We start from the raw sequence: 15417 nt of genomic DNA, 5'->3' as shown, positions 1-15417 counted from the left end.
CAGACTCCAGTTTTTTTCATTAACTCGCATATTTATAAATAAATTACCAGGCCTGGTAATTTATCTTTAAAGATTTACAAGTCAAAATAGAGTTCTAACATCTTAATAATCAAATAGATGTTCTAGCGCAAACCCACGATTTTCAAGTTCTTTAAGAAATTCATTCAACCTAGAAACATCAACCAACATAACTTGTCGAATCATTCCAGGTTTTGACACGATCTTTGAATCAAATAATAACTTACCGATACTTAAACGCTCCTTTGCTTCAATAGAGCCTATAAATGAAACTGCGATCTCTTTATTACCTGAAATCTCACTAATTTGTATTCCCTGTTCAAGCAATTTTGGAATGTTTTTAGTAAATTCTCCCCATCGTGGAACGGAAAGAATAACATTGTCAGAACCTCTATAAATCACAACAACGTTTTCAGGCAACTGGTTCATAGTTTTTTCTGGAAGAGAAGTGACTAAATAGATAAGACCATCACTTTTTTCATAAGTTGCTTCTGCTGCATTTTTAATTAAATTGGCATACCAAGATTTAAACCCGAATTCGAGAGTAAAAAATAATTTTCGCTCGATTTTACGCATTGCGTGCTCTCCCCAAAAATCGGTTTCTTGCCAAATACGTTCAACCCATTCATTGAAATTAAACATATACCAAGCTTCGTCAAATATTAAATTACTATAGGCTCTTTGAGCTTGAGCGATAATTTTGTCTTCTGGTGTATATTGGCCATTGGCGGTCCATAGAGTAAAACGGCCAATGGTATTTTCATACAGGCTTTTGTACATGTATTCAATGGTAGTGCTAATGCCAATCACTTTTAACATAGTCATATATTCACCATTCTCCTCTCCCATAGTTTGACTAATGGTTACTACACGATCGTACAAAGTCCAGTATTCATTCAAACTGGCAAGAAAAGGAAAATTACTTGGGTTTTGACCAGACTCTAAAAATTCAGCGTACTCTAACGGATTAAAGACCAAATACCACTCAGGAATGGTTAAAACGGTTTGGGCTTCATTTCGATAATAATCTTTTATCGCTTTTTTTCGTTTTGATAAATTGCTAGCAAAAGTATCTGCTTCATTAGGGTAATATTTTTTCCATAATTGATTGGTGAATCGATTGTCTGGATCTAGCTTAGCTTTTAATTTAAAAAACTCGCTTGCTCTCGGATAAGCCTTTTCAAACTGTTCTGCTGTAGCATATATCTGATATGGTAAATAGTATGTACCTCCAGCGGCAATCACCGCATCAATCATTTCTACGCTCCATTTTTTAACTTTTTCTTTAGACTTATTATCAGTACCCTGCTGATAATAAACCACAAAAGCAAATACATCTTTCCTTGCCCAAGAGAGTAAGTTTTCTGGTGCGGCCTTGGCGTGCCTAATTGAAACATTAATAATATTAGCCTGATTTCGATTAAAGATATCTTTCATAACGGGCACAAACTGATCAAAATTTTCTACAGGAATAAAGTACTCCCGCAGTACATAAGTTTGGTATTTACGATTGCTTGGCTCTAACTCTCGAACATCATAACTGGCTTCCCAGTTTCGCCACACCACGCGGTCAAAGGAATAGTAAACAGGGTCAATAATGTTTTTTCGAATGCTTTTACCAATATCATAATCCGCTACAAATTCCGCAGCTAATGGCCCCCACTTATAGTCATCATCACGCTTAATTAATCTATCTTCAATAGTCAGATTTTTATCGCTCTTTACCCAGGTAACATTTAAAACTTCGTCATAATTAGGGGGGTATAAATCTCCATTATGAAAAACTACATCCTGATTTCCTTCAATATTTTTGGTAAAGTATTCCTGGTATTCTGAAGCTTTTATAAGAGAGGTTTGCCTCTCCACTTTAACATTATCTGTCAAACCTAATGTTGCTTGGGTAATGACACCTAAACCACCATAACCGCCAATCACTCCATTAAAAATTTCAGGATTTATAGTTGGTGTTGCGGTAACTTCATCGCCATTGGCTAAAACTACTTTGAGCTCAAGGACTGATTTAATTAGAGGTCCTTCACCAATATAACGGCCATGCACATTCACACTCAAAGAACCGCCAACAGTAAAGTTAGCATAGGTTTGCATAATGCGTACGGAAAGGTTGTATGGGTCGATATACTCCTGAATATCACGCCAGGTAATACCTGGTTGCACCGTTATAGTTTTTTCTTTTTCATCAAACGCAATCACCTTATTGAAACTGCGCATATCTATATGCAGACTATCTTTATAGGCGATCTGCCCCCCCATACTATAGCGACCGCCGCCTATTGAAATTGGGCCCGTAGAATCTTGAATTGCTTGTATGATTTGTTGTGTTTTTTCAGGTCGAATCACCTGGTTGACGTGAATTGGATTTAGACCTGTTATATCATTAACCACCAAGTCATTCTTTGGTTGATATTGATAATCTGCATCGCCACTCAATTGAATAATGGCCGTAGTCGCTACGCCAGTTAACAAGACTAACACCCCCATCAACTTCAAAAAGTTCAGTGTGATTTTTTTCAATAACCGTTTCATAAAACCCTTTATTTATCATTAGATATAAAAACACTTGTATAATAACATCTACTTATAAAATTGAAATACATCACTTGTTAACACGTATTCAAATTAACTGTTTAAGGAGGGCCTTAAAGTGACAACAACGAGAAGAGAACTACTTTTAACAATTGGCGCAGCTCTAGCAAGCTTACCTTTAACCAACGTTATTGCCGCAACAGAAAAATTTAACTTACCTAGTGATGTCATTGGCAACTTTCAATACATCTACAGCAACAATGGCTATCGGCAAGAATTTTACGATTTTTTAGTGAATGTTTTTCACCTCTACCCAGAAGATGAACTGCACTCAGTTATTCACCTGCTAACAAAACAAAATAATAATGATCAAGAGATCTACAAAAAATTACAACAAAACCTAGCTCGAATTAAACCCCTATTAGCCGATATCACTTACGCACTGCCTGCCCTATCAAAACAAAAACAACTGTTGGCGCAACAAACTACCCAATTAATTGACACAAAAATTCCTTATGAAAACTACTTGGAAATTGGTTCAACAGGGCGCTATTTAGATACTTTAGAAGAAAAATTCACAATTCAAGGTGAGCGTTTTTTTCTAACCAACAAACCTGCCGGATACACCCCCGTGGAAATATTAGATAGAGGGCAAATTTTTAAAGCCGGAATCGATATTGATCTCAACAACTACCAAACAGATTTAGCCAAAACAATTCCAAATCAATCACTTGATTTGGTGTCCGTATTTATTGGTTTTCACCACTGCCCTGTTGATCAAAGAGAAGCGTTCATTAGTTCGATTAGAGACGCAATGAGCCACAACGCGATGCTGATTTTAAGAGACCACGATGCCCATAACCAAAAAATGCGCCGTATGGCCGCTCTGGCTCATGATGTATTTAATGCTGGCACACACGAAACCTGGCAAACCAACCAAGAAGAACTCAGAAACTTCTACTCATTAGCACAACTTGAACAAATGATGATTCAGTTTGGCTTCAAACCACTTGGCAAAAAACTCTACCAACCAGGCGACCCAACCTTAAATGCCCTAATGGCTTTTCAAAAAGCCTGATAATGAGACTCAAACAATAACATCCAACCAATAAAGGACAAATGATGAATAACTTAGAATATGCTGGTTTTTGGATTCGAGTCAGTGCATCGCTGATTGATACTGTGATTTTGTTATTAATTACCACCCCCTTATTATTCATGATTTATGGTGATACCTATTGGGATTCACAATCCTTTATTTTGGGCTCGTGGGATTTTGTTATTAGCTATATATTCCCTGCTATTGCCGTGATTGTTTTTTGGGCTTATAAATCTGCCACCCCCGGAAAAATGGCATTAAAACTCACTATACTTGATGCAAAAACTGGCCAAAAACCCTCTACTCAACAATTTATTATTCGTTATTTGGGGTATTTTGTTTCTACAATTCCACTCTTCTTAGGTTTAATTTGGGTAGGTATTGATAAACGCAAACAAGGCTGGCACGACAAAATGGCTGGTACAGTAGTCGTTAAAGATAACACGGTTGAACCGGTTGAATTTGAAGGGTAATTACCTCTATCGAGTTTTAACGTTGCTATAAATGCAATTAACTAATTTTTTATTAAACTTTATAAATAGAAAGGCTTGCAAGATTTACCAGGCCTGGTAATTTCTATTATTTTTTGGCTTTTGAGTACAAAGTCAATTCAGTAATAATAAACCCTATGAGACCTTTGCACGAGACAGTGGCACAAGAAAAACAAGATAGAATTCTTTAGATTTAGGCTAAAAAATACGCATAATAACGAGTTATTGGGCGGGTTTTTTAGCTTGAAGATAGAGGATTATAGCTGTTTTTATGTGTTCATTGTCTCGTGCAAAGGTCTCCCTATATTCTAATAAAATGCTTTGCGGTTTATAGTCAAATGATAACCACCATTCATCTAAATTCTTGTGTTATTTATGCTAATATTCTCCCTTAATTTTTATTCTATTTTTAACTTAAACAGGGCTTTTTATTATGTCTAATAACTACACAACTTCTGCTGACATTGTCAGTTACGGAATTGGTCGCCAAATGGGTGATCAATTAGCTTCTGACCCTTTTGATGGTGTAAATGCTTCAGCCGTAGCGGCAGGATTACTTGATGCTTTACAAGGGACTGCTAGCCCGATTGACGATGCGACCTTTGGTAAAGCATTTCAAGAAATTAATGAAATTATGCAAGCACAACAAGCTGAAAAGTCACAAGCCACTGCGGCTGATGGTGAAGCCTTTTTAGCTGAAAATGCTAAAAAAGACGGTATTTTTATCACTGAATCTGGTCTGCAATATGAAATTCTTACAGAAGGCAATGGCGATAAGCCAAGTGCTGAATCTACGGTTTCTACACACTATCACGGTATGTTAATTGACGGTACAGTGTTTGATAGCTCTGTAGAACGTGGTGAACCAACTCAGTTCCCCGTTAATCGTGTAATTCCTGGTTGGACAGAGGCTCTACAATTAATGCCTACGGGTTCTAAATGGCGTTTATATATTCCACAAAACCTAGCCTATGGCGCACAAGGTTCTGGCGGTAAAATTCCTCCTTATTCTGCATTGGTATTTGATGTAGAGTTACTAGAGATTGTTGCTTAATTCACATCGTTTTTTGTGACAACTCTTTTTCAGGCAAAGCGTTCTGTTTTGCCTGTAATTTAGATTTTTTATTCTAAAACTTCTCTGCTTAACCCTCTAGCTTTGCGCTCATAACAGATATTTTTATAAAGTCATTTTTGGTTTTACCAGGCCTGGTAAAATGATAAGCTCTTTATGATTAATTGCACTTGCTATGTGAATTCAAGTTAAGGTAAACAGCATGTCTTTATTTAAAAACAATTTTTTAGCTTCAATTTTAGTTTTACCAGGCCTGGTAATTTCACTGCTATTTTCTATGAATGCTTATAGTGATACCAGTGTTTTACCCATAGCAACCAATTTACAAACTCTAGGCCAAAAAGCCATTAAACAAAATATTCCTATTGCCATTTTATTTTCTGCAAAAGGGTTAAAATCAACCTCAAATTTAAAAGATGAGGCGATTGTGCCAACGCTTTATTCTGGTGCTTTAGATGGTTTTGTACTAATGACAGAAATCAATGTAAACGTGGATGAAACCACAATTGATTTTTATGGTGATAAAACGCCAAATAAAGAGTTTAAAGATTTGTACAATTTAACCAGTTTACCTGTGGTTGTTTTTGTAAATGGTGAAGGTGAAGTGATTACCGATCAACTACTCTCTGGTGCTTATGACTTTTATCCATATTACTTAAAACAGTCTATTAATAAAGCCCTAAAAGCCTTGAATAATACCAAACAAATTCCTAATTAATCTTAGTAACGCTTATTTAAAACCATCAGTCATATCATCCAAAAAGGGAAACTGGTGGCGTATTTGATTGGTTTGTTTAAGATCAATATTTGCCCACAAAATATCAGCGGTTTCATTTGCGTAGGCAATCACCTCACCCAAGGGTGAAATAACCATTGAACCGCCTAGATAATCTAGATTATTGCCGTCTTGCCCTATGCGATTAACACCTATCATAAAACATTGGTTTTCAATCGCTCTAGCCTTTAATAAAACCTCCCAATGCATTTGCCTTTGGGCTGGCCAGTTGGCAATCACAATTATGCCTTTTACTTTTTTAGCCACTTGCCTAAACAGCTCTGGAAACCGTAAGTCGTAACAGACAAACAAGGCAAAAGGTTCATTATTTATTTGAATAATTTGCGGTTTATAACCTGGCTCGTAAACAGCCTGTTCTTGTGCAAAACTAAATGGTTTTTGCTTAATATAACGACCAATATTTTGCCCTGTTTTATCAAAAGCTAAAGCCGTATTGTAATAGGTGACTTGTTTACCTTGGCAGTTTGAGCGCACGGTTTTTTGTGCCACGCCAGCCACAATATTACATTGATATTGTTGGGCTAAACGCATTAGACATTGGCTAACGTCGCCCTCTATAGATTCCGCAAAATAGCTCGGTTGCATTGAAAAACCGCCATGAAAAATCTCTGGTAAGACAATAACATCAGGTTTATTTTGAGCAACGATTTGACTTGGGTTCATTAATCTATCTATTGACTGCTTCAGCAAGGCCAAATTAGCGCTACTATCTTGCCAAATGGCCTGCCATTGTAATGCAACAATATTCATTATTAGTCTGACAAGTAGTATTCAACAGTAGAAACTACTCGCACTTTTTTAATTTGTGGATTATTTTTATCTCTTTCAAAAATACTAAATTGACCTTGTCTGGCTTTTTTAATTTTGCCTAGCTGACTATTTGAGTCTTTAGCAAACTTTTGCGCCACTTCTCTGGCTTTTCTGGTGGCTTCTTCAATCATCTCTGGTTTTACCGCATTTAAACGTGTAAAAAGATATTCTGTTTGGCTTTGATACCCGTTACCTGTAAAAATAATGCCTTGTTTACCCAATTCAGATAATTGAGTTTTAACAGCTAATACGCCATCTATATTTTTAGAATACACCGTAACGGTTTGATTACCTGAATAACGAAATTCTGGCTTATTGGCGTTGCTATATTGCTCCGCCGTTTTATCAATGATGTTGGGAGAGGCAAAGGTAATTTCAGAAGGCTTTATGCCATTTTTAATTAAAAACATTTTGATTTTTTGATTATTTTGCTCAATTTTACTGTATAGGTTTTCAACATGATTACTGGCAACAATAAAGCGAATTGGCCAGATAACAATATCAGCAGTAAATTCACGTTCTGATAAACCTTTTACCGTTACGGTTCTATCTAATTGCTTATATTCAAGTGCGGCATTGCCCAGTTGATAGCCTAAGGTACTCAAACCTAAAAAGATAAACACACCTAATAATAATGCGCTAATTTTGCTGTTAGTTTGCATATCCATCCTTCTTTTTATGTAGGTTTTTATCTTACCGTAAACTAAATTATAAACACAAAAAAACCGCCGAGCATAAGCATTGGCGGTTTTGTGTTAAACCCATTAAGGTTAAATAAACTTTTAAATCTTTGGGTTTTAGTCTTGAGTTGCTAAATACGACTCATAGTCGCCTCTAAAGTCTTCAACACCGTCTTCATTTAATACTAATAAACGTGTGGCAATAGACGATACAAATTCACGATCGTGAGAGACAAATATCACCGTACCAGGAAAATCTACCATGGCTTGGTTTAAAGATTCAATTGATTCCATGTCCAAGTGGTTTGTAGGTTCATCCATAATTAAAACATTTGGTTTTTGTAACATTAGTTTACCAAATAGCATACGACCTTGCTCACCACCCGAAAGCACTTTTACCGATTTATCAATGTCTTTTTGTGAGAACAATAAACGTCCAAGAACCGCACGGATTGCTTGTTCATCATCACCCTCTTGCTTCCACTGACTCATCCACTCCATTAAGCTCAAATCTTCTTCAAAGTCATGAGCATGATCCTGTGCGTAGTAACCTATTTTTACGTTTTCAGACCATTTAACTACACCTGTTGTTGGTTTTTCATCGCCCACAAGCGTTTTAAGAAACGTTGTTTTACCCACACCGTTTGGCCCAATAACCGCTAAACGTTCTTCAACTTCTAGCATAAGGTTTAGGTCTTTTAATACCTCATTCTTCTCGTCTTCGTTGTCATAGGTTTTACCTAACTTTTGTACTTCTAAAGCTAAACGGAACAATTTTTTATCTTGTTCAAAACGAATAAATGGATTAACACGACTTGAGGCTTTAACTTCACTTAATTCAATTTTATCAATCAATTTAGCACGAGATGTGGCTTGCTTGGCTTTTGATGCATTGGCTGAGAAACGACTCACAAACGCTTTAAGCTCATTGATTTGCCCTTGTTTTTTGGCATTATCAGACAATAATTGTTCGCGCACTAAGGTGGCTGCGGTCATGTATTCATCATAATTACCTGGGTACAAACGTAATTCACCATAATCTAAATCGGCCATATGTGTACACACACTGTTTAGGAAGTGTCTATCATGCGAGATAATAATCATGGTGCTTTTACGCTCATTTAACACGTTTTCTAACCAACGAATGGTATTAATATCCAAGTTGTTGGTTGGCTCATCTAATAACAGAATATCTGGGTCTGAAAACAGTGCTTGCGCCAGTAAAACACGCAATTTCCAACCTGGTGCTACTTCACTCATTGGACCAAAATGTTGTTCTACGGGTATTTCTAAACCCAATAGCAATTCACCGGCTCTTGATTCAGCCGTATAACCATCCATTTCGCCAAACTTAACTTCTAAATCAGCCACTAACATACCTTCGGTTTCTGTCATGGCTGGTAAGCTATAAATACGATCACGCTCTTTTTTTACTTCCCAAAGTTCAGGTTGCCCCATAATAACGGTATCAACAACACTAAATTCTTCGTAAGCAAACTGGTCTTGCTTTAATTTACCAACACGCTCATTTTCATCTACGCTAACCACACCACTGGTTTGCTCTAAATCGCCCCCTAAAATTTTCATAAAGGTAGACTTACCGCATCCATTGGCACCGATTAAGCCGTAGCGTTTACCGCCACCAAATTTAACGGAAATGTCTTCAAAAAGAGGTTTTTCACCAAACTGCATGGTGATATTAGCTGTTGAAATCAAAATGTTTGTCCTTGAGTGTGTGGGCTATACAAAAGAAAACTTTTAGGATGTATAGCGCTTAAATTTTGGCGTTATTGTGCCATAAATGAACTTATTTTTTTGAATATATTCATTAAGTTAAGCATTCGCCTAAGCACTGAGTTAGTTAATAAGTTAAGAATAGGGTAAATAGAGTTATTAAGAAAACAAAAAACCCAATTTACCAGGCCTGGTAAATTGGGTTTAATTTAAACAAGATTAAACAAATACATGTTTAATAAAGCTTAGTAACGCTTAGTAACGCTATTAAATCACTTCACTTAATAAAGTATTCATACGTTTAATAAACTCGGCAGGTTCTTCTAGCTGATCGCCTTCTGCCAACTGAGCTTGCTCAAGCAAGAACAATGACCATTCTTTTAACTTGGCTTCATCATCAATGTTTTCAAGCTTTTTAACTAAAGCATGGTCTGGGTTTAATTCTAAAACCGGGTTTTGTTTTGGAATTTCTTGCCCCATTTGCGCCATCATTCGTGCCATGTGGGCAGACATAGCGCCTTCTGCACTCACAACACACGCTGGTGAATCAGTTAAACGATGAGTGATACGAACATCAGAAACTTTATCTTCAATGGTCTTTTTCACTTTTTCAGTTAAGGCTTCACGTGCTTGTTTTTCATCTTCAGTAATGTCTTTATCCGATTCATCTTCAAACTCTTTTAAGTCTGCAGAGGTAATTGATTTAAGCTCTTTACCATCAAAATCGGTCATGTGAGACACTAACCACTCATCAATACGATCTGAAAGCAGTAGAACCTCAATACCTTTTTTACGGAACATTTCTAAATGCGGACTACCTTTTGCCGCCGCATGTGTATCAGCCACAATATAGTAAATCGCTTCCTGACCTTCTTGCATACGATCAACATAATTCTCTAATGAAACACGTTGTTCAGGCGAAGAGTTGTTTTCTGTTGAAGCAAAACGCAGTAGTTTTGCAATTTTTTCTTTGTTTGCAAAATCTTCTACCACACCTTCTTTAATAACTTGACCAAATTGATCCCAGAAACCATTGTAGGCTTCTTGATCTTCTGCCTTAGCTAATTTAGTTAACTGATCTAAAACACGTTTAACGGATGCTGAACGAATCTTATCGACCACTTTATTGCTTTGTAAAATTTCACGCGATACGTTTAGCGGTAAGTCCGCTGAGTCAATGACCCCACGTATAAAACGTAGGTAAGTTGGCATTAGGTGTTCTGCGTCATCCATAATAAAGACACGTTTAACATATAATTTAAGGCCATAACGACGCTCACGGTCATATAAATCAAACGGTGCATTCTTAGGAATATACAATAAAGAGGTGTACTCTAAAGTCCCTTCTACTTTATTATGAATATGCGCTAAAGGCTCATTAAAGTCATGCGATATGGTTTGGTAGAAGTTTTTATAATCTTCATCAGACAATTCAGATTTTGACTGAGTCCAAATAGCGGTGGCTTTGTTAATTTGTTCAAACTCACCAGTGGCTTTTGATTCTTTAGCCTCTTCATCCCATTCTGTTTTTTCCATTTTAATTGGAAAGTTAATATGGTCAGAATAAGTCGTAATAATGCTTTTTAAGCGAGTCTCATCTAGGAATTCATCCATGTCTTCTTTTAAATGAAGCGTGATTTCTGTTCCTTTCTGGGCTTTTTCTACGGTTTCTAAAGTAAATTCACCTTCACCTTTAGAGATCCATTTTGTGGCTTCTGCTTTATCTGTACCCGCTTTACGAGTAACTAGTTCAACTTCATCTGCCACAATAAAAGAGGAGTAAAAACCAACACCAAATTGACCAATAAGATTTGAGTCTTTAGCTTGGTCGCCAGTCATAGATTCTAGAAACTTTTTAGTTCCTGAATTTGCGATTGTACCAATGTTTGCAATTACTTCATCACGTGTCATACCAATACCGTTGTCGGTAATCGTGATAGTACGCGCTTCTTTATCAAACTCTAATTGCACGGCCAGTTCTTCTTCGCCTTCAGTTAAAGCATCGTTTGATACAGCTTCAAAACGTAGTTTATCTAAGGCATCTGATGCGTTAGAAACGAGCTCTCTAACAAATATTTCTTTGTTTGAGTAAAGTGCGTGAATCATTAGTTTTAATAGTTGGTTTACTTCGGTTTGAAACGCGTGAGTCTCTGTTGCACTCATTTATACATCTCCTAGTTTAGTTAATTCAGCTTGTATAATGTGCCAGCTTTATAGGGTTTAAAATTTGGTTTTCAAGCTTTTAAAACAAAAAAAGCACAGAAAAATCTGTGCTTTTTATAAAACTTGAATAACGGTAAATTAAAGTAAGCTGTCTGAATCTTTTTCAATTTTTTGATTATTTGCAACTGCAGTTAATGCATCTTTAATATCGTCTGGTGCGCTTGAGATACTCATAAAACTTCCAGACCCCATCATAGAAAGACTTGGCCAGTTAATAGCAATTCTAAATTTACCATTTAAAGCCATAACCTCATCACCATCTACTAAAATTTCATATGGAAAATGCGCGGCATGTGAATGTTTAGAAAGATCAATCTGCTTATCAATGTTGTTATCAGCAGCCGCTTTATAGTTAAGTGCTACACCAAAAACTGTTACGTTTTTACCTGGTAAATCTATTCGATATACTTTTTGGCTATTGGCTAATTTCGCTTTTAAACCATTTTCTACCGCATTAACCGCTTGTTGATAAGAGTCGTATTCTGCAAGTTCGTCTTCATCATCAAAATAAGGCATCATCATTTTATAATGGTAATCTCTTAAATCATCGGCAGAAATTCCTTCATCCGCCCCAAATTCAGTTTGCTTACCGAGGGCTTTTTCCATAGCCGATTGAATTGGCGTAATATCGCCTTTCATTCTATAAATATTCCATAGGTACGTTGGGTTGGTATAACTTATTTCAATTTTGCCAGATTTATTGGTTACAGCAATACGCTCCATTGCACCAAACCCACCATGTTTTGACAGGCCAGCTATTTTTTTAAGCTGTGCATTGGTAACAACAATGACATTACTATTTTGAGTTGGCGAATAACTTCCTACAACATCAAAACCGTTTTCTTTTAACGCTTGTTGTGCTTTTTCTGACGCGGCTTTGACTGTACTTTCTGAAGATGGATTACCTAAGATAAATGGCATTAACCCTGCGGCCATTGCGTTAAGTGGGATAATTAAGAATCCTAATAAAAGGGTTGCCAAAGTCATCTTTTTAGCTGGTTGATTAAGAGCTAATTTCATTATTGCCTCATTTTCTATTTTGTGAATATTATTTTTATGAACAGCCATTATCATTAGAATTACTTATTAAGTGAATTCAATTATTTTTATCTGTAAATAAAACGACAACCAAACTTTTTAATGAGGCATAAAAAAGCCCGCATTAGCGGGCTTTTAACAAAAAACAGGTGTCAATTAAAAGAATTCAATTTCTTCTTCTACGCTTTCTTCTTGGTGCATACGGTCACGCATGCGTTGTTTCATAATATCAATCGCTTCATTGGTTGGCACATGCTGGTCAAAAATAAGTTCAAATAACTCCTCTTCTTCACGCATGGTTGTGCCTTTACGAACACTGCTTTTAAAGGCTTCCCACTCAGATTCATTTTTGACTTTCATTTCATGAGAAACAATTTCTGCCAGGCCTGTTAAACCATGAGATACATGCTCTAAACGCTGACTTAATTTATCGTAAAACTGAAAAGCAATAATGGCTTGTTGCATTTTTGAAGAAAGCTCACCAGCTTCACTTAATAATTGATTTTTATGTCCATCCACTTCGCTAGAGCTATCAATCATATCAACTAGCTTTCCACCAACTTCTTGAATTTGCTGTATATGCTGTGACATAAAAGTGAATGAGTCAATTAAGGTATTGACTGAATTATCGCCTTCGGTAATGGATAAATCAATTTGAGCAATAGACAAATTTAAGACTAAAATCGTCTGTTGGACTTCTTTTGAACCCAACACATAATCTGTTTTTTGCTGTGCCATAATTTTCCTTTAACTCACTCAACGCATTCAATTTTAACGATGCTAACGGTTACATCTCTTTATTATGTTAAGCATTATGCAACATTCATATTGGCATTACCACCTTTATGAGAGGTCACGGTCTCTGTTACATCAAGAATAAATGAAACGGTACCATCACCTAAAATAGTCGCTCCAGCAATACCTTCTATTTTCATAAAGTTGGTTTCTAAACTTTTAATAACCACTTGCTGTTGACCTAATAAATCATCAACAAAAACACCGGCACGTTGCCCACCATCTTCAACCACAACTAATAAACCGTCTGTTAAATCTTTTTTGGCGTCTTTTATGCCTAATTTTTTATGCAAACGAATCACGGGAATATAGCTATCACGAAGTTTATATAACTCAGTTTCACCTGCAATACCCTTAACATGTGATTTATCAACTTGTATAGATTCAATAATTGAGATCAGTGGGAACACATAAGTTTGACTACCTACTGAACATAACTGGCCATCAAGAATAGCCAAGGTTAATGGTAGACGAATCGTAAAAACACTGCCTACGCCAGGCGTGGTTTTAACATCAACTGAACCACCTAGTCCGCGTATATTTCTACGCACTACGTCCATACCAACACCGCGTCCAGAAATATCACTTACCACATCTGCGGTAGAAAATCCTGCATGGAAAATAAGGTCAACAATCTCGTCTCTTGTGAGATTGTGATCTTCTTCAATTACGCCTTTTTCAATGGCTTTAGCTTCAATACGTTTGTAGTCGATTCCTGCGCCATCATCGGTAATTTGAATAAGGATATTTCCACCTTGGTGGAATGCGGCCATTTTAACGGTGCCTTTTTCAGGTTTACCTGCTGCGATACGTACATCTGGATTTTCAATACCATGATCTATAGAGTTACGAACAATATGCACCAATGGATCGGTTAACTGCTCAAGCATGGTTTTGTCTAATTCGGTGCCCTCACCTTCCATGACAAGCTCAATTTGCTTACCAAGTTTTTGACTAACATCATGCACAATACGTGGCATACGATTAAAGGCAAAACTCACTGGTAACATGCGAATATTCATTACCGATTCTTGTAATTCACGTGTGTGGCGTTCTAAATGCGTTAAGCCCTCTTTAAGCTTATCCACCCACTCCATATTGGTTTCTTGGCTATTATCTGAACTTTGCTCTGCCTGTTCACCAAATTGGCTTAACATAGATTGGGTAATAACTAATTCACCAACCAAATTCACCATTTGATCAATTTTACTTAAATCAACACGAATAGAACCTTCTTGTTTAGGTGCTTTATTTTCTGTTTGAGCGTTTGGTTTAGCTGCTGGTTTAGCTACAGGCTTGGCCGCTGGCGTTGTGGCAGAAGTTGCCACTTGTGCAACTGGCTCTGCCACTTTTTCAAGAACTTCTTCTTGAGGCTGAACAGCCGCTTCTATTGGACTAATATTGATCTGTGCGCCATCACCATCAATCCATTCAAAGACTTCTTTAATATCATCTTCATTGACTGAATCACCCGAAAGCGTTAAATTCCAGCTTAAATACAATGATTCAGGGTCAAAAGTGGCAACATTAGGCAAGCTATCCCAGTTAGCTTTAACCTCTAACTTACCTAATGTTTCTAATTCTCTAAAAATGCGTAAAGGCTCATTACCCGTTTGCATCAATTCTTTTTCTGGCAATATTTCAATTGCCCAGCCTGTTACAGCTGTTGATGTGGCGACAGTATCGGTTTCAATTTCATTATTAGAAGACACTTCTGGCTCTTCACCACCTAAAATGGCTTCTAATACATTTTGAACTTCAGTAGCACGTTCTTCATCAATAGGTTCATGATCTTGTAATTTAGTTAACATGTCTCGTAACACATCAACTGCGGCTAACATAGCGTCTATTGACTCTTGGGTGACATCACGGCGATTATCACGCATTTCATCTAAAAGCGTTTCTAATACATGAGTAAACCCTGCAATTTCACTAAAACCAAATGTACCGCTACCGCCTTTTATTGAGTGGGCTGCACGGAAGATTTCGTTAATCTTTTCGTTGTCAGGTGTTCCTGGAGGAAGTTCTAATAAACCTGTCTCCATAACATCCAAACCTTCAAAACTCTCTTCCAGGTAAGTTTGGCGAAAAGTTTCCATCATATCCATAGCAATTTC

Annotated in this window: 12 protein-coding genes; 4 read left to right on the top strand and 8 right to left on the bottom strand. The window is 36.8% G+C overall.

The features are described from left to right. Window positions 1-102: 102 nt before the first annotated feature. Window positions 103-2562 carry an FAD-binding oxidoreductase gene (locus ACYQ0E_RS03825; RefSeq protein WP_460186926.1) on the bottom strand — a complete coding sequence of 820 codons (2460 nt, stop codon included), beginning with the start codon at window positions 2560-2562 and terminating at the stop codon, window positions 103-105. Between the two features lie 118 nt (window positions 2563-2680). Between ACYQ0E_RS03825 and ACYQ0E_RS03820 the strand changes: the two genes are divergently transcribed. The 4 genes from ACYQ0E_RS03820 to ACYQ0E_RS03805 all read left to right on the top strand — a co-directional run bounded on the left by ACYQ0E_RS03820 (window position 2681) and on the right by ACYQ0E_RS03805 (window position 5942). Further along, complete coding sequence (locus tag ACYQ0E_RS03820) at window positions 2681-3640, top strand: class I SAM-dependent methyltransferase (protein ID WP_460186925.1); 960 nt, start codon at window positions 2681-2683, stop codon at window positions 3638-3640. Between the two features lie 44 nt (window positions 3641-3684). After that, a complete protein-coding gene (locus tag ACYQ0E_RS03815) occupies window positions 3685-4134 on the top strand; it encodes an RDD family protein (RefSeq protein ID WP_460186924.1) in 450 nt (149 codons plus the stop codon). A gap of 451 nt (window positions 4135-4585) precedes the next feature. Continuing rightward, complete coding sequence (gene bamJ / locus ACYQ0E_RS03810) at window positions 4586-5206, top strand: BamJ family beta-barrel-assembly machinery protein (RefSeq protein ID WP_460186923.1); 621 nt, start codon at window positions 4586-4588, stop codon at window positions 5204-5206. A gap of 220 nt (window positions 5207-5426) precedes the next feature. Beyond that, window positions 5427-5942: a hypothetical protein gene (locus tag ACYQ0E_RS03805; protein WP_460186922.1), complete on the top strand. Its 516-nt coding sequence runs from the start codon at window positions 5427-5429 to the stop codon at window positions 5940-5942. Window positions 5943-5954: 12 nt separating this feature from the next. Here the strand turns inward: ACYQ0E_RS03805 and ACYQ0E_RS03800 are convergent, their stop codons facing one another. The 7 genes from ACYQ0E_RS03800 to ACYQ0E_RS03770 form a co-directional block, all read right to left on the bottom strand. Next, window positions 5955-6770, bottom strand: a complete 816-nt coding sequence (locus tag ACYQ0E_RS03800) for a nitrilase-related carbon-nitrogen hydrolase (RefSeq protein ID WP_460186921.1) — start codon at window positions 6768-6770, stop codon at window positions 5955-5957. A 2-nt stretch (window positions 6771-6772) separates the two neighbouring features. Next, a complete protein-coding gene (locus ACYQ0E_RS03795) occupies window positions 6773-7492 on the bottom strand; it encodes an SIMPL domain-containing protein (RefSeq protein ID WP_460186920.1) in 720 nt (239 codons plus the stop codon). 135 nt (window positions 7493-7627) lie between these two features. Then, window positions 7628-9226 (bottom strand): ABC-F family ATPase, encoded by a 1599-nt coding sequence (locus tag ACYQ0E_RS03790; protein WP_460186919.1) that lies wholly within the window; start codon window positions 9224-9226, stop codon window positions 7628-7630. 285 nt (window positions 9227-9511) lie between these two features. Beyond that, the gene (htpG, locus tag ACYQ0E_RS03785; RefSeq protein WP_460186918.1) at window positions 9512-11407 is read right to left on the bottom strand and encodes a molecular chaperone HtpG; all 1896 of its coding nucleotides are present in this window, start codon (window positions 11405-11407) and stop codon (window positions 9512-9514) included. A 138-nt stretch (window positions 11408-11545) separates the two neighbouring features. Next, window positions 11546-12487: a hypothetical protein gene (locus ACYQ0E_RS03780; protein ID WP_460186917.1), complete on the bottom strand. Its 942-nt coding sequence runs from the start codon at window positions 12485-12487 to the stop codon at window positions 11546-11548. Window positions 12488-12661: 174 nt separating this feature from the next. Further along, window positions 12662-13243, bottom strand: a complete 582-nt coding sequence (locus ACYQ0E_RS03775; RefSeq protein ID WP_460186916.1) for a hypothetical protein — start codon at window positions 13241-13243, stop codon at window positions 12662-12664. 74 nt (window positions 13244-13317) lie between these two features. Next, a complete protein-coding gene (locus ACYQ0E_RS03770; RefSeq protein ID WP_460186915.1) occupies window positions 13318-15408 on the bottom strand; it encodes a chemotaxis protein CheA in 2091 nt (696 codons plus the stop codon). Window positions 15409-15417: the final 9 nt, after the last annotated feature.

The organism is Thiomicrorhabdus hydrogeniphila, from assembly GCF_054656895.1.
Note: the sequence above shows the minus strand (reverse complement) of the source record. Positions and strands in the feature narration are given on the sequence as shown.